This is a genomic window from Jongsikchunia kroppenstedtii DSM 45133, from assembly GCF_000380485.1.
Classification (GTDB): domain Bacteria; phylum Actinomycetota; class Actinomycetes; order Mycobacteriales; family Mycobacteriaceae; genus Jongsikchunia; species Jongsikchunia kroppenstedtii.
In genome coordinates, this window is record NZ_AQYG01000049.1 from 77157 (window position 1) to 90665 (window position 13509).

18 protein-coding genes are annotated in these 13509 nt (G+C 66.7%); 7 read left to right on the plus strand and 11 right to left on the minus strand.

Features of this window, described 5'->3' with window-relative positions; translation table 11 throughout:
- Nucleotides 1–16: 16 nt before the first annotated feature.
- From G341_RS0114510 to G341_RS22155, 3 genes are read left to right on the plus strand one after another with little or no spacing between them, the layout of a single operon-like run.
- Nucleotides 17–1003, plus strand: a complete 987-nt coding sequence (locus G341_RS0114510; RefSeq protein ID WP_026303695.1) for a glutamate ABC transporter substrate-binding protein — start codon at nt 17–19, stop codon at nt 1001–1003.
- Nucleotides 1000–1683: an amino acid ABC transporter permease gene (locus G341_RS0114515; RefSeq protein ID WP_018179880.1), complete on the plus strand. Its 684-nt coding sequence runs from the start codon at nt 1000–1002 to the stop codon at nt 1681–1683. The genes G341_RS0114510 and G341_RS0114515 overlap by 4 nt, the downstream gene beginning before the upstream one ends.
- On the plus strand, nt 1683–2546 hold the full coding sequence (locus G341_RS22155) for an amino acid ABC transporter permease (protein WP_018179881.1): 864 nt from the start codon (nt 1683–1685) through the stop codon (nt 2544–2546). Before G341_RS0114515 ends, G341_RS22155 begins: the two co-directional genes overlap by 1 nt.
- A 23-nt stretch (nt 2547–2569) precedes the next feature.
- Here G341_RS22155 and G341_RS22160 read toward each other — a convergent pair whose 3' ends face one another.
- The 9 genes from G341_RS22160 to pgsA form a co-directional block, all read right to left on the minus strand.
- Nucleotides 2570–3283: a regulatory protein RecX gene (locus G341_RS22160; protein ID WP_018179882.1), complete on the minus strand. Its 714-nt coding sequence runs from the start codon at nt 3281–3283 to the stop codon at nt 2570–2572.
- Between the two features lie 41 nt (nt 3284–3324).
- Nucleotides 3325–4371, minus strand: a complete 1047-nt coding sequence (gene recA / locus G341_RS0114530) for a recombinase RecA (RefSeq protein WP_018179883.1) — start codon at nt 4369–4371, stop codon at nt 3325–3327.
- A 245-nt stretch (nt 4372–4616) separates the two neighbouring features.
- Nucleotides 4617–4811, minus strand: a complete 195-nt coding sequence (locus G341_RS0114535) for a DUF3046 domain-containing protein (protein ID WP_018179884.1) — start codon at nt 4809–4811, stop codon at nt 4617–4619.
- Nucleotides 4812–4941: 130 nt separating this feature from the next.
- Nucleotides 4942–6111: a glycosyltransferase gene (locus G341_RS0114540; protein ID WP_018179885.1), complete on the minus strand. Its 1170-nt coding sequence runs from the start codon at nt 6109–6111 to the stop codon at nt 4942–4944.
- 76 nt (nt 6112–6187) lie between these two features.
- Nucleotides 6188–6358: a hypothetical protein gene (locus G341_RS23990; RefSeq protein ID WP_018179886.1), complete on the minus strand. Its 171-nt coding sequence runs from the start codon at nt 6356–6358 to the stop codon at nt 6188–6190.
- A 122-nt stretch (nt 6359–6480) separates the two neighbouring features.
- Nucleotides 6481–7278, minus strand: coding sequence for a PspA/IM30 family protein (locus G341_RS0114550; protein WP_018179887.1), 798 nt, complete (start codon nt 7276–7278; stop codon nt 6481–6483).
- 70 nt (nt 7279–7348) lie between these two features.
- On the minus strand, nt 7349–7663 hold the full coding sequence (locus tag G341_RS0114555) for a helix-turn-helix domain-containing protein (protein WP_018179888.1): 315 nt from the start codon (nt 7661–7663) through the stop codon (nt 7349–7351).
- A gap of 43 nt (nt 7664–7706) precedes the next feature.
- A complete protein-coding gene (locus G341_RS0114560; protein WP_018179889.1) occupies nt 7707–8210 on the minus strand; it encodes a CinA family protein in 504 nt (167 codons plus the stop codon).
- Nucleotides 8188–8838: a CDP-diacylglycerol--glycerol-3-phosphate 3-phosphatidyltransferase gene (gene pgsA, locus G341_RS0114565; RefSeq protein ID WP_018179890.1), complete on the minus strand. Its 651-nt coding sequence runs from the start codon at nt 8836–8838 to the stop codon at nt 8188–8190. The genes G341_RS0114560 and pgsA overlap by 23 nt, the downstream gene beginning before the upstream one ends.
- A 110-nt stretch (nt 8839–8948) precedes the next feature.
- On the opposite strand from pgsA, the gene G341_RS0114570 reads away from it, so the two are divergent.
- Both G341_RS0114570 and G341_RS0114575 read left to right on the plus strand, forming a co-directional pair.
- Nucleotides 8949–9536, plus strand: coding sequence for an amino-acid N-acetyltransferase (locus G341_RS0114570; RefSeq protein WP_018179891.1), 588 nt, complete (start codon nt 8949–8951; stop codon nt 9534–9536).
- 10 nt (nt 9537–9546) lie between these two features.
- Nucleotides 9547–9828, plus strand: coding sequence for a YciI family protein (locus tag G341_RS0114575; protein WP_018179892.1), 282 nt, complete (start codon nt 9547–9549; stop codon nt 9826–9828).
- Here G341_RS0114575 and G341_RS0114580 read toward each other — a convergent pair whose 3' ends face one another.
- Nucleotides 9829–10815 carry a TerC family protein gene (locus G341_RS0114580; RefSeq protein WP_018179893.1) on the minus strand — a complete coding sequence of 329 codons (987 nt, stop codon included), beginning with the start codon at nt 10813–10815 and terminating at the stop codon, nt 9829–9831.
- Between the two features lie 221 nt (nt 10816–11036).
- On the opposite strand from G341_RS0114580, the gene G341_RS0114585 reads away from it, so the two are divergent.
- Nucleotides 11037–11480 carry an MmcQ/YjbR family DNA-binding protein gene (locus tag G341_RS0114585; protein WP_018179894.1) on the plus strand — a complete coding sequence of 148 codons (444 nt, stop codon included), beginning with the start codon at nt 11037–11039 and terminating at the stop codon, nt 11478–11480.
- Between the two features lie 76 nt (nt 11481–11556).
- On the opposite strand, the gene G341_RS0114590 is transcribed toward G341_RS0114585, so the two are convergent.
- Entirely contained in the window at nt 11557–12744 is a 1188-nt protein-coding gene (locus G341_RS0114590) for an alpha/beta hydrolase family protein (protein ID WP_018179895.1), read from the minus strand.
- 81 nt (nt 12745–12825) lie between these two features.
- Here G341_RS0114590 and G341_RS0114595 point away from each other — a divergent pair, with 81 nt between their 5' ends.
- Entirely contained in the window at nt 12826–13503 is a 678-nt protein-coding gene (locus tag G341_RS0114595; RefSeq protein ID WP_018179896.1) for a TetR/AcrR family transcriptional regulator, read from the plus strand.
- The last annotated feature ends 6 nt before the right edge of the window (nt 13504–13509 follow it).

Below are 13509 nucleotides of genomic sequence, written 5' to 3' on the forward strand. Positions count from 1 at the left end.
TATGCGAGTGCGCGATATGCGAATGAACCCCACCCTGATCTGTGCCGCGGCGATCCTCGCGCTGGTCGCCGCGATGACCAGCGCCTGCGGCAGCACCGAGCCGCGCAGCCTGATGGATTCGATTCGAAACGGCTCGGTGATCCTCGGCACCAAATTCGACCAGCCCGGCCTCGGGCAGCGCGAACCCGACAAGACCTTCACGGGCTTCGACACCGATGTGTCCCGCTATGTTGTGAGCTACCTCGCCGACCGCTACAACGGCGGCAAACAGCCGAAGCTCCACTGGAAGGAAACGCCGAGTGCGCAGCGCGAGACCCTGATCGACAACGGCGAGGTCGACATGATCGCCGCCACCTATTCGATCAACGCCGCGCGCAGCAAGAAGGTGAGCTTCGCCGGGCCGTATCTGGTCACGTACCAGGGGCTGCTGGTCTCGGCCACCGACAAGCATCCGATCAACGGGCTGGACGACCTCAAGGGCCGCAAGCTGTGCTCGGTCGCCGGATCGACGCCGGCGCAGAACGTGAAAGCTCAACTCCCCCAGGTCCAATTGCAGGAGTTCGACACCTACTCGCTGTGCGTGGACGCACTGCGCGACGGCACAGTCGCAGCCCTGACCACCGACGAGACGATCCTCGCCGGGTTCGCCGACTTCCGGCAGTACAAGGACAAGTTCCGGCTCGTCAGCCTGACGTACTCGCATGATGCCTGCGTCAACAAGGCCTTCAAGAAGGCGGGCTCGCCGTTCTCCACCGAGCGCTACGGAATCGGGATGTCCAAGAAGGATCCGGACAGCGTCGCCAAGGTCAACGAGGCACTGAACGCCATGATCAGCAGCGGAGTCTGGGAACAAGACCTGCGAAAGTCGTTGGGCAACAGTACGGTCGACTCCTGGATCGCGCGGGCGAACGCCCCCGGCTCGGGATACAAGCTGTTCCCGACGGTCGGTGACCTCGCGTTCGTCAACAGCAAATCGACCCCGTGCCCGGGAGGTGCGTCGTGAGCGGACTCTGGAGCGACGTCGCGCCGCAGCTGTGGCCGGCGTTCTGGGTGACGATCAAGCTGACATTCTGGGCGGCGTTGGGATCCATGATCTGGGGAACCGTACTTGCCGCGCTGCGGGTTTCGCCGGTGCCTGTGATGCGGGTGTTCGGCACCTGGTACGTCAACATCGTGCGCAACACCCCGCTGACACTGATCGTCGTGTTCTGCTCGATCGGGTTGTACGGGAAGCTCGGGTTGGCGCTCGCCCCGGAGAACGAGAACTTCATCAAGAACAACAACTTCTGGCTGGCCGTTCTCGGATTCGTCTTGTACACATCGACATTCGTCTGCGAGACGTTGCGGTCGGGCTTCAACACCGTTCCGATCGGCCAGGCCGAGGCCGCCCGATCGCTGGGCCTGCCGTTCACGAAGGTGTTCACCATCATCGTGCTCCCCCAGGCGATTCGATCGGTGATCGTGCCGCTCGGCAGCGTGCTCATCGCGCTGACGAAGAACACCACGATCGCCTCCGCGATCGGTGTCGGCGAGGCATCGCTGCTGATGAAGGAACAGATCGAGAATCACGGTGACCAGGTGGTCGCGGTCTTCGCGATCTTCGCCGTCGGCTTCATGATCCTCACCCTGACCGAGAGCCTGGTATTCGGCGCGCTCGCACGACGATTGGCGGTACGGCGATGATGACGACCCAGACCGCCACGGTTCTTTACGACGCTCCCGGGCCCCGCGCCCGGATACGCAACCGCATCATCGCGGTGGCATTCGGCGTGATACTGATCGCTGCCGTCGCCTACGCGGTGTGGGTGCTCGACGACAAGCAGCAGTTGACGTGGGAGAAGTGGGAGCCGTTCACCCAGGCCGACATGTGGACCACCTACCTGCTGCCGGGTCTGTGGGGCACGCTGAAGTCGGCGGTGCTGTCGATCGTGTTCGCGCTGGTACTGGGCGCGGTGCTCGGTATCGGCCGACTGTCGGATCACCGGTCGGTGCGCTGGGTCGCGGGCATCGTCACGGAGTTCTTCCGGTCGATCCCGGTGCTGATCCTGATCATCTTCGCCTACTACCTCTTCGCCCAGTACGCCGTCTTTCCGTCGAGCCAGCTGGCATTCGCGGCCACGGTCACCGGCCTGACCCTCTACAACGGCTCGGTGATCGCGGAGCTCCTGCGGTCGGGCATCAAGTCGCTGCCTCGCGGGCAGACCGAGGCGTCCCAGGCGCTGGGCATGCGGAAGTCGCAGTCGATGCTCCTGATCCTGTTGCCGCAATCGGTGGCCGCGATGCTGCCGGCGCTGGTGTCGCAGATGGTGATCGCGCTGAAGGACAGTGCGCTCGGCTACCTCATCGGCTACATCGAGATCGTGCGGTCCGGCATCCAGTCGGCGACCTACTTCGGCAACTATCTGCCGGCGCTGATCGTCGTCGCGGTGATCATGATCATCATCAACTTCACACTGTCGATCGTCGCCACCCAACTGGAACGACGGATTCGGGAGGGCCGCACCGCCGCGCCACGGGCAGTGGTCGTCGAGGCGCCTCCGGAGTAGGCGACCACCAGGACGCGCGCCGGTCAGACCAGCCCGCGTCGCTGATCGATCGCCTCCCGGGCGACATCGAATGCCATCGACCCGCCGTACCCGCGGCGCGCCAGCATGGCCACCAGCCGGCGCAGATGCTTGTCTCGAGTCTCCCGGTCAGCCAGCGCATCCGGGTCCACCGACCCGATCTTGCGGTCGACCAGCGCCGCGGCCTGCGACCGCTCGGAATCGTCATCGATCTGCGACAGCGCATTCGCGATGACCGAGTCGTCGACTCCCTTGTCCCGCAGCTCGTGCCGCAGCGCGGTGCGTCCCTTGCCGGAATACAGATGCCGAGAACGCACCCACTCATCGGCGAAATCGCCATCGTCGAGCAGCTGTTGGCGGGTCAGCCGCTCCAACACCTCGTCAACATCGGCGGCCGCAAATTCTTTGTCCAGCAGACGCTTTCGAAGTTCACTGCGGCTGCGCGCCCGGACGCCGAGCAATCGCAGCGCGGCGTCGTATGGGCTGGGCGGCTGCTTGTCGCGGCCCGCCCGACCACCACTGACGCCACGCTCGGACGAGCCATCACCAGCGGGCCGGCCCGACGGTCGGACGGCCGGCGTAGAACCCCCGGGGATATCTTCACCCGTTGGCCCCGCCGAGCCGACCGACCGGGGTGGCGTGCGATCGAGCACCTCGGCGGTGGCCGATCGCAGCACCGCGATGACATCGGCAGAAGTCTCCCGCTCTCTGCGCGTCATCAAGCCACTACCGAATCCGGTTCAGCTGCTGCGCAAATGGATCAGAAGTCGACAGGTGCCGGGACCGGCTCGACCGGCTCGGCGTCGACGACAGCGCCGATACCGAGCTTCTCCTTGATCTTCTTCTCCAGCTCGTCGCGCACGTCCGGGTTCTCCAGGAGGAACTTGCGGGCGTTCTCCTTGCCCTGTCCCAGCTGATCGCCCTCGTAGGTGTACCAGGATCCGGACTTGCGAACGAAGCCCTGATCGACACCCATATCGATCAGCGAACCCTCGCGGCTGATGCCCTGGCCGTAGAGGATGTCGAACTCGGCCTGCTTGAACGGCGGCGACACCTTGTTCTTGACGACCTTGACGCGAGTGCGGTTACCCACGGCGTCGCTGCCGTCTTTGAGGGTCTCGATACGACGCACATCCAGGCGCACCGACGAGTAGAACTTGAGAGCCTTACCGCCCGTGGTGGTTTCGGGCGAGCCGAACATGACACCGATCTTCTCGCGCAGCTGGTTGATGAAGATGGCCGTGGTCCCGGACTGGCTCAGCGCGCCGGTCATCTTGCGCAGCGCCTGGCTCATCAGACGAGCCTGCAAGCCGACGTGGCTGTCGCCCATCTCACCCTCGATCTCCGCACGCGGAACCAGCGCGGCGACCGAGTCGATGACGAGGATGTCCAGGGCACCCGAACGAATCAGCATGTCGGCGATCTCAAGTGCCTGCTCTCCCGTATCCGGCTGCGACACCAGCAACGCATCGGTGTCGACACCGAGCTTCTTGGCATAGTCCGGATCCAGCGCGTGCTCCGCGTCGATGAACGCCGCGATACCGCCGTTGGCCTGAGCATTCGCCACCGCGTGCAGCGCGACCGTCGTCTTACCCGAGGATTCCGGCCCGTAGATCTCGACGACCCGGCCCCGCGGCAGACCGCCGATACCCAGGGCCACGTCCAGTGCGATCGATCCGGTCGGGATGACCGAAATCGGTTGGCGGACTTCTTCACCCAGGCGCATCACCGAGCCCTTGCCGAAGTTCTTATCGATCTGCGACAGGGCGAGGTCGAGGGCCTTCTCACGATCTTGCGTGGGTGCCATGGGGTTCTCCTTCGATTGGCGCCGCCGGGGTGTACGTACGGCCGGCGCGAGGTCTGTGGTCTGGTCTGCGATCCGGTTGCGAGCTGTCGATCTGGATTTCGCGCTCACGCTATGACGGCCCTCTGACATTTTCGGTTCAGCCGGACTCTGCGGACCCGGCGACGGATTTCGAACACCACCCACAGTAGGCGAACATCTGTTCGAGTCAAGTGGGACACGCCGAGTGTTTCGCCCCGGCGAGGGAGCTACCAGCGTTCGCGGGGAACATCGAAGTCGCGGCACAGTGCCAGCCACACTTCGCGGGGTTCGACGCCGTCGTCCAACGCCTGTGCGGGCGTCCGCCCGCCGAAGTCGATGAGGGCATGGTCGACCAGCATCGAGTCAGCTCGGACCGTGCCGAACTGCTCGGTCATCTGCTCGGAGAACTCGGTCAACCGCACGTGGCGAGGATAGGCCAACGACGGGCATCAGGCACACCGGCCCGATCGCGATAGCTCACGCGGTGAACGTCGAAGGCCTCGCTCGTCGAGGCCAACGGGCGCCGGCCTTTGGGCCCGTCCGGTTTCTGACCTACGGCGCCCCAGACGCGGTCGCGATGCACACCTGTACCGGGTCGACCACCGCCGCCGCACTCGCCGCCGCATCGCCGGCCGCAGTAGTGAACACACTGTCCGACAGCACCTTTCGACAGGCATCGGCCAGGGCATCGGCGGTCAGCGGCCGCACGAGCAGTCCGCTCCCCTGACGCTGAACCCGATTGGCCAGCTCCCACTGGTCGCCGCCGCCGGGCACCATCACCACCGGAACACCCGCCAGCAAGGCCTTCGACAACAGCCCGTGCCCGCCGCCGCAGACCACGAGATCGGCCGCGGCCAGCAGCCGATCCTGCCGGGCCGAACCGGCGACCGCCCAGGGCGGCAGTTCGTGCTGCGACGAATCCAGCATCGAAAGCGCCACGCGCACCGGCATTCCCAGTTTTTCGGGAGCCAGCGCAGCCAGCGCCGCATCGACCAGCCCACCCGCGCCGGTGTCGGCGGTCGACGGTGCCACCACGACCAGCGGGGCAGCCCCGGGCGGCAGCTCCAGCACGTCGTCCACCGGCTCCCAGTGCAGCGGCCCGACGAGGTGAGTGTTCGCCGGCCAGTCCGGCCGCGGCAGTTCCAGCGCGGGCAGCGTCGCCACCAGGCGAGCATCCGGCCCCGGATCGCGGGCCGGCAGACCCAAGCCGCTTCGTGCCGATTCCCGCTGCTGCACACCGGCTTTCACTGCTCGCGCGCTCATCGCCCGCAGTACCCGATTTCGCATCCGGCCCAGCGGCCCGACACCGGGCGCCAAACCCATGCCGACCGGCGGCAGCGCCCGGGAGGGCAGATACAGCGGATGCGGACACAGCTCGATAACCGGCAGCTCCAGCATCTCCCCGGCCATCGCGCCGCAGACCGTGATCACATCGGAGACCACCGAATCCGGCCGCTCGGCCGCCAGCAGCGGCGCCAGGTCGCGCGCCATCCGGGCGGCCCGTGCGTTCAGCTTGCTGCCCGCGTCGGCGTCGTCCTCGTCGTCGGCGACCAACAGCCCGGGCAGCTCCCGGATGGCGAATCGATCGGCGGCACGACCGGTCGACCACCGGGCACCGGTATAGATCACCGTCTCGATGTCGGCCGCTTCCAGCCGTTCCGCGAGTCCGAAGACCGGAAACGCATGCCCGGCCTCGGGGCCCGCCACCAGCGCAATTCGCACGCCGGTCAGTGTAAAGCGCCCGGCCTCCGGCCTGCCCGCTGCCAGCGTCGCCGCATCACCGCGGATCCGGTATGGGTCAGATCTTCGTCTTGGGCCTGTCGCTCGAAACGATCCACTTCACGAGGGCGACCGTGCCGACCACCACGAGGACCAGAACGATGAACGTCGCCACTCCCTTGAGCAGCGCGCCGATGATGCCGAACGCGACCCATAGCGCGACGACGGCCAGAGCGATCTTCCACCACATGTTTCCTCCATACGATCGGATTGCATCCGCCTCAACCGTCGCACCGACCGGCACGCAAAGTCACGTGCTCACAAGCGATTTCAGGGAAAGATGGGTGGGTACCCTGAGCTGGGCGAAACCCGCTACTGCGGGTCGGCCTGCTCGGCGTCCGGAGCCTTCCCGATGGCCGGGTTCGCCGCCCCGCCGCTCGGCAGGGCTCCGCCGTTCATGCTGGCGCGGATCTGCTCCAGCCGGGCGTGTCCGGCGGTCTGCACCGTCGCCTGCTGCACCTCGAGCATCCGACCGTGCACCGACTCGCCGGCGAGCTCCGCCGATCCGAGGGCCGTCGCATACCGCTGCTCGATCTTCTCGCGTACCTGTTCCAGGCTGGGCACGTTGCCGGGCACCGCGAGCTGGTCCATCTGCTGCAGGGACGCGCTGACCTGCTCCTGCATCTTCGCCTGCTCCAGCTGGCTGAGCAGCTTGGTGCGCTCGGCCAGCCGCTGCTGCAGCATCATCGAGTTCTGCTGCACCGCCTGCTTGGCCTGCCCCGCCGCCTGCAGCGATTGATCGTGGAGCGTCTTGAGGTCTTCGACACTCTGCTCCGCGGTGACCAGCTGGGAAGCGAACGATTCGGCCGCGTTCGTGTACTCGCCGGCCTTCGTGGCGTCGCCGGCCGCATTCGCCTGATCCGCCAGCGTGATCGCCTGGCGGGCGTTCGACTGCAACCGTTCGACCTCCTCGAGCTGACGGTTGAGCTTCATCTCGAGCTGCCGCTGATTGCCGATCACGGCCGCCGCCTGCTGCGAGAGCGCCTGATGCTGACGCTGCGCATCCTCGATGGCCTGCTGGATCTGAATCTTCGGATCGGCCTTCTCATCGATCTTGGCGTTGCTGTACGCCGTGAGGTACTTCCACGCCTTCACAATCGGATTCGCCATTACCCGCGCTCCTGCCCTTCTACCGGTTTCAGCTCGACCACCAATCTAGTCCCGATTTCGGGCAATAGTCTCAGGCGAGCGCAAGTTCGGCGGGCGGCGGGATGACCAGTCGCGTATTCGCGGCGATCGACGGACGTCCCGCGGCGACATCGACCCGACGGAGCGCATCACCGACATCTGTCATCACGTCGGCCACCGGAACCTCCAGCGCGGCGCAGATGGCGGCGAGCAACTCGCTCGATGCCTCCTTCTGTCCCCGCTCGACCTCCGACAGGTATCCGAGACTCACTCGGGCATCGGCGGACACCTCGCGCAGCGTGCGCCCCTGACCCGTCCGGGTCCGTCGCAGGGTCTCGCCCAGTGCTTCCCGCATCAGAACAGTCATGTGTGCCTACCTTTCTTGCAGGTGCAACGCATCGAGGACCGATTCAGTTCCCCTCGATCCAGTCACACAGTCCGTCGACGGCGGCCGCGCAGGCGCCGAACCGGATCTCCCACCGGTCTCCGTTCAGGTCCAGCACCCGCGAGATCGCGCCATCCGGCCCGGCCAGACCCAGATAGACCGTGCCCGGCGAGTGGCCGTCCTGGGAATCCGGGCCGGCCACCCCGGTCAATCCGATGCCCCAGGTCGCGCCGCATCGAGCGGCCGCCCCGGCGGCCATCGCCCGCGCCACCTCCGGGTCGACCGGTCCCCGCTCCGCCAGCAGGTCGGCGTCCACGTCGGCCAGGGCATGCTTCAACTCGGTCGCGTAGACGATCAGTCCGCCGCGTAGAACCGCCGACGCGCCCGGGACGCCGGCGATCGTGGCGGACAGCAGGCCCGCGGTGAGGGATTCGGCGGTCGCGACCGTCTCGCCGCGGCCGGCGAGGAGCCGGACGAGACGTTCGGGCCGGGCGCCCGCGAGCGGGTCAGGACGCACGTCGGGCGGCACGACGCAGCTTCATCGCCTGCCAGACGTAGTCGATTCCGGTGACGATCGTCGCGACGACCGCGGCCGCCATCACCACCACGGCGCACCAGTGCAGTGGGGTCGGCAGCGGCAGGATGAGCATCCCGATGCCGAAGACCTGCAGCAGCGTCTTGAGCTTGCCGCCGCGGCTGGCCGGGATCACACCGTGTTCGAGCACCCAGAATCGCAGCGCCGTCACGCCCAGCTCGCGCACCAAGATCACGATGGTGACCCACCACCAGAGATCACCCAGAATCGATAGCCCGATCAGCGCGGCACCGATCAGCGCCTTGTCGGCGATCGGATCCATCAGCTTGCCGAAGTCGGTGACCAGACCACGCTCCCGCGCGATACGACCGTCATACCGATCAGTGATCGCCGCGACGGCGAACACGGCCCACGCCGCCACCCGCCACCAGGTCTCGTGGCCGCCCTCGATGAACAGCACCGCCACGAACACCGGAACCAGCGCGATTCGGAAGAGGGTCAGAATATTCGCGATATTCCAGAGCGGAACCGATCGGGCCGCGGAGTGGTCATGGCCATCGGCTGACGACGAGCGGCCGATGCTGGCGTCGCCCGCCACTCCATCGGTGATTCCGTCCGTCATCGTTCTCCGTGCGTTCTGTGTCAAGTCTTCGGTAAAAAATCGGCATCACCAGCCCCGACATCGGGCGATGCACGACTTAAGAGTATCGGCGGCGGTATTACTGTGCTCGCATGGCTACCGATCGGACGCAGCGGCCGCCCTCCGGGCTGCCCGGCGACACGGCGAACACCTTGGATCCCGACCCGCAGCAGGTCGCGATCCGTCGTGCCCGCACGTCCGACGTGCCCCGGATCAAGGCGCTGATCGACCAGTACGCCGGCAAGATCCTGTTGGAGAAGAACCTGGTCACCCTGTACGAGGCGGTCCAGGAGTTCTGGGTGGCCGATCTCGCCGGCGACGTCGTCGGCTGCGGTGCGCTGCACGTGCTGTGGGCCGACCTCGGCGAGGTCCGCACCGTCGCGGTCGACCAGAACCACTCGGGCCTGGGCATCGGCCACCGACTGGTCGGCCGGCTGATGGAGATCGCCCGCGAACTCCAGCTGACCCGGGTCTTCGTGCTCACCTTCGAAACCGAATTCTTCGGCAGGCACGGTTTCGTCGAGATCGACGGCACGCCGGTCACCGCCGAGGTCTACGAGGAGATGTGCCGGTCGTACGACGAGGGCGTCGCGGAATTCCTCGACCTGTCCTACGTGAAGCCGAACACGCTCGGCAACACCCGAATGCTCGCCAATCTCGACACCGATTCCGACCACTAGAGGAACTCAAATGCCGCTGTTCGCAGTCGAATACACCTACGCCCCCGGGCCGCCGCCAAGCCTGCGGGAGATCCGTCCGCAGCACCGGGCGTGGCTCGGCGCGCTGTATGAGGCCGGAACCGTCCGGACCAGCGGGCCGTATCCGGACGACTCCGGCGCATTGATCATCGTCGAGGCGGAATCCGTTGCGGCAGTGCAGGATCTCCTGACTCACGACCCGTTGCGCGAATCCGACGCCATCAGTGATGTGCGGATCAACGAATGGGTCTGCGTCTTCGAGTGGCGCAGCTGATCATTCGGCGAGTTCGTCGTCCTTGCGACTCCTTGCCAGACTCGCGATCGTCGTGATCACGAGAGTGCCGATGATGACCGCCAACGACACCGGCGTGCTGATGTCCGGCACGGCGACGTGGTGCCCGCCGTTGATGAACGGCAGCGTGTTCTCGTGCAGCGCATGCAGAACCAGCTTGACGCCGATGAACCCGAGGATGATCGACAACCCGTAGGACAGGTACACCAGCCGGTCGAGCAGCCCGCCGAGCAGGAAGTACAACTGGCGCAATCCCATGAGCGCGAACGCATTCGCGGTGAAGACGATGTATGGCTCGGACGTCAGGCCGTAGATCGCCGGGATGGAGTCGAGCGCGAACAGCACGTCGCTGAAACCGATCACGATAAGCACCATCAGCATCGGCGTCGCCATCAGCGCGCCGGCCTTCTTGGTGAACAGCTTGTCCCGGTCGTACTCGTCGCTGGTGCGGAGCACCTTCTTCACGAACCGCACGATCCGGCTGTCGCGTTCCTCCTCGACCTCTTCCTCGTGACCGGACTCCCGCAGCAGCTTGATCGCGGTAAACAGCAGGAACGCGCCGAAGAGATAGAACACCCAGCTGTAGGCGCTGATCGCAGCGGCGCCGACGGCGATGAACGCGCCGCGCATCACCAGCGCCATCACGATGCCGAGCAGCAGCACCTTCTGCTGATACGCCTTGGGCACGGCGAATTTCGCCATGATGATGACGAACACGAAGAGGTTGTCGACCGACAGCGCCTTCTCGGTGATGAAGCCCGCGTAGTACTCGCCGCCGTAGGTGCCGCCCCACTGCCACCAGACGAATCCGCCGAAGGCCAGGGCGATCGAGATGTAGACCGCCGACCAGAATCCGGATTCCTTGAGGGTCGGTTCGTGCGGCGTACGCACGTGCGCGAAGAAGTCGAAGATGAAGAGACCGAGGATCACCGCGATCGTGACGATCCACACGGTCAATGAGACGTTCATAGGCAGACTCCAGCTATCTATCGTCGATAGCCGGAGGTCTCTCCCACCACGAACGTCGTCGTGGCCGACAGGCCCGGGAACCGATCCACCCGACGATCGGCGTCGAGGCTAGCGGCTCCGTATTGACGGACCTGCCGTCTTGGGGATACTCCCCTCACAGCGGTCACCACTTTACCAAGTGATTACCCGCGGCGCGCGCCGAGATGGCTACGATCGCTTCCATGGCTCGTCGCGGCCCGACCTCCCCGGCGACCGTGGCCGACATCCATGCCGCGGCCACCGCGATGCCGCATGTCACCGTCTATCCGGGCACCGAGAGCCGCCCCGTCTATCAGGTGGGCGGCAAGTCGTTCGTCTTCTTCCGGACCCCGCGACCCGACGCCGTCGACCCCGAGACCGGCGAACGCTTCGACGACGTCGTGGTGATCTGGGTGCCCTCGGAGGCCGACAAACAGGCATTGGTCCAGGACCTCTCGAACCCGCTCTTCACCACCAAGCATTTCGACGGTCATCTATCGGTGCTGCTGCGGACGTCGCGGGTCGGCGAAGTGTCGCGTCAGGAGGTGACCGAACTGATTCAGGACGCATGGCTGTCGCGAGCGTCGCGCCGCCGGGCACAGATCTGGCTGGCGGAGAACGGGCTCACCGACGACGCATCCGGCTGAGCCGCCGTGCACGGCGCAGCGGCCGTGACCTCCCGTTCGGGAGCCACGGCCGCCACGTTCGCCGTCGCCGACGGCCTCAGCCGCAGGTGCGCGGAGTAGCCCGCCCGGCCATCGCCGAACCCACGAACGCCTGCGCATCCGCCAGCGACGCCGGTACCGAGCCGCGGTGATCCTGGCCCGCGTATGTCCGGTAGTCCAGCGCAATGCCCCGGCCGCACATGGCTGCGACCATCGCGGTGGTACCCGCCGGCGCCACCACGGTGTCCGCCGTACCCTGCGCGACCATCGTCGGAACAGCGGGATTGGTCGTGATCGGATCCTGCGCCTTCAGGTAGGTCGTCAGCGGTCCGGTGTTCGCGCCGGCCTTGAACAGCTGCGCGGTCGGGATCGCCGGCACCGCCCGGATCTGCGCGATGCAGCCGGCGCGGGCGGCCTGCTCGAACGGCTGAGCAGCGGCGCTGAAGATGTCCTGCGGCCTGACCGCCGGATCAGCCGCCTGCGCGCCGAGCACGATCAGCGGCGCGAAGGCTTCCGCCGCTTCCGCGCCCGGACCGCCGGCCATCATGTACGGCACCATCTGATCGAGCGCCACGCCGCCGGGCGCGATCGACACGGCCGCCCGCAAGGCCAACTCGGGCGCCCGCTGCCGAGCCTGCTGCGCGGTGAACAGCGTGGCCTGACCGCCCTGGCTGTGTCCCGCGACCGCCCAGTTGCGACCGACAGCGGGATCGAGCCGGCGGGCCGCGCGGACGATGTCGATCACCGAATTCGCCTCGCTCACCCCGTTGAGGTACGGGTGCACACCCGGCGCGCCGAGGCCCTGGTAGTCGGTCTGGGCAACGGCGTAGCCCTTGCGCACCCAGGAATCCAGCACCTGGGTCACCGGCCCGAGATAGTCGTGATCGAGGCCGGTCGCCGTATCACGGGACGGCGCACACACATCGGCGATGCCGGTGGTGCCGTGGGCCCAGCTGAGGACCGGCCAACCCCCGGCCGGCGCCTTGCCCCGCGGGATCGCGACGGTGCCGGTCACCGCGATCGGCCGACCGTTCATATCGTCCGAGGCGTACGTGATCGCCATCGTGCGGGCCGCGCTCGGCAACGCGGCCGCGGTCCGCAGCGGCTTGGCGTCGAGCAATCGGCCGGCACCTGGGTCGTGCCGGCTCGGGGCCGCGGTCGCAGTGACGGCGCTCAGCGCGGCCACCGCCGCCACCGTCGCCGCGACGACGACGCGGCCGACTGTCCGCGTTGGACGTTGTGACATCTCGTATCTCCCTAGGATCGAATCCACACGCGGGCCGCTCTCGGACCCACCCGGTAACAATAAGAAAGATTTCTTAATCGTATGACCTCAACGGCAGAATCGACGGGCTCGTCGGCGGCTCCAGGCAAAGAAGCACTGGTCAGCGCCGCCGAGCGGCTGATCGCCGAACGCGGATTCCACGGCGTGGCAGCGCGCGAAGTGGTCAAGGAGAGCGGCCACAAGAACAACTCGGCGATCAACTATCACTTCGGCTCCTGGCAGGGGCTGCTCGACGGCATCTGGCAGCGCCACTCCGTGCCGATCAGCCGCGAACGCGCCGAACGACTCGCCGATATCGGTGACAACAGCACGCTGCCGGAGCTCGTCGCCGTCTACATCGGTCCGCTGGTGAACGAGGTCGCGCGGGCGACGCCGAGTTATTGGGCGCGGTACAACGAGCAGTGGCTGGCCAGCACGCCGCTCGACGTCACCGCGGCAGGGTGGACCGGCACGCTGTCACGGGTGCATACGCCAGAGCTGCCCGAGCTGTATCAACTCGGTGCGCTACTCGATCAGATTGCCGCTCAATTGGATTGGCTGCCGGCCGACGACCGGCGACGACGGGTGTCGCTGATGAGTCGATTCGTCATCGTGGCGCTGGCGGCCGTCGAGCGCGATGCCGCGCGCGAGACCCACGACCCCGCCCGGACCGACCCGCGCTGGCCGGACGTCACCGCGGAATTGGTGACGCTCGCGCTGGCTCTGCTACGCGCCGGGTAGCCGCGA

Excerpts from the sequence above, each read along its gene's own strand:
- G341_RS22155 (WP_018179881.1), top strand. The coding sequence starts at position 1,683 with ATGACGACCCAGACCGCCACGGTTCTTTACGACGCTCCCGGGCCCCGC.
- G341_RS0114550 (WP_018179887.1), bottom strand. The coding sequence starts at position 7,278 with ATGGCGAATCCGATTGTGAAGGCGTGGAAGTACCTCACGGCGTACAGC.
- recA (WP_018179883.1), bottom strand. The coding sequence starts at position 4,371 with ATGGCACCCACGCAAGATCGTGAGAAGGCCCTCGACCTCGCCCTGTCG.
- pgsA (WP_018179890.1), bottom strand. The coding sequence starts at position 8,838 with ATGACGGACGGAATCACCGATGGAGTGGCGGGCGACGCCAGCATCGGC.
- G341_RS0114595 (WP_018179896.1), top strand. The coding sequence starts at position 12,826 with ATGACCTCAACGGCAGAATCGACGGGCTCGTCGGCGGCTCCAGGCAAA.
- G341_RS0114590 (WP_018179895.1), bottom strand. The coding sequence starts at position 12,744 with ATGTCACAACGTCCAACGCGGACAGTCGGCCGCGTCGTCGTCGCGGCG.
- G341_RS0114510 (WP_026303695.1), top strand. The coding sequence starts at position 17 with ATGCGAATGAACCCCACCCTGATCTGTGCCGCGGCGATCCTCGCGCTG.
- G341_RS0114555 (WP_018179888.1), bottom strand. The coding sequence starts at position 7,663 with ATGACTGTTCTGATGCGGGAAGCACTGGGCGAGACCCTGCGACGGACC.
- G341_RS22160 (WP_018179882.1), bottom strand. The coding sequence starts at position 3,283 with ATGACGCGCAGAGAGCGGGAGACTTCTGCCGATGTCATCGCGGTGCTG.
- G341_RS0114585 (WP_018179894.1), top strand. The coding sequence starts at position 11,037 with ATGGCTCGTCGCGGCCCGACCTCCCCGGCGACCGTGGCCGACATCCAT.
- G341_RS0114580 (WP_018179893.1), bottom strand. The coding sequence starts at position 10,815 with ATGAACGTCTCATTGACCGTGTGGATCGTCACGATCGCGGTGATCCTC.
- G341_RS0114570 (WP_018179891.1), top strand. The coding sequence starts at position 8,949 with ATGGCTACCGATCGGACGCAGCGGCCGCCCTCCGGGCTGCCCGGCGAC.
- G341_RS23990 (WP_018179886.1), bottom strand. The coding sequence starts at position 6,358 with ATGTGGTGGAAGATCGCTCTGGCCGTCGTCGCGCTATGGGTCGCGTTC.
- G341_RS0114575 (WP_018179892.1), top strand. The coding sequence starts at position 9,547 with ATGCCGCTGTTCGCAGTCGAATACACCTACGCCCCCGGGCCGCCGCCA.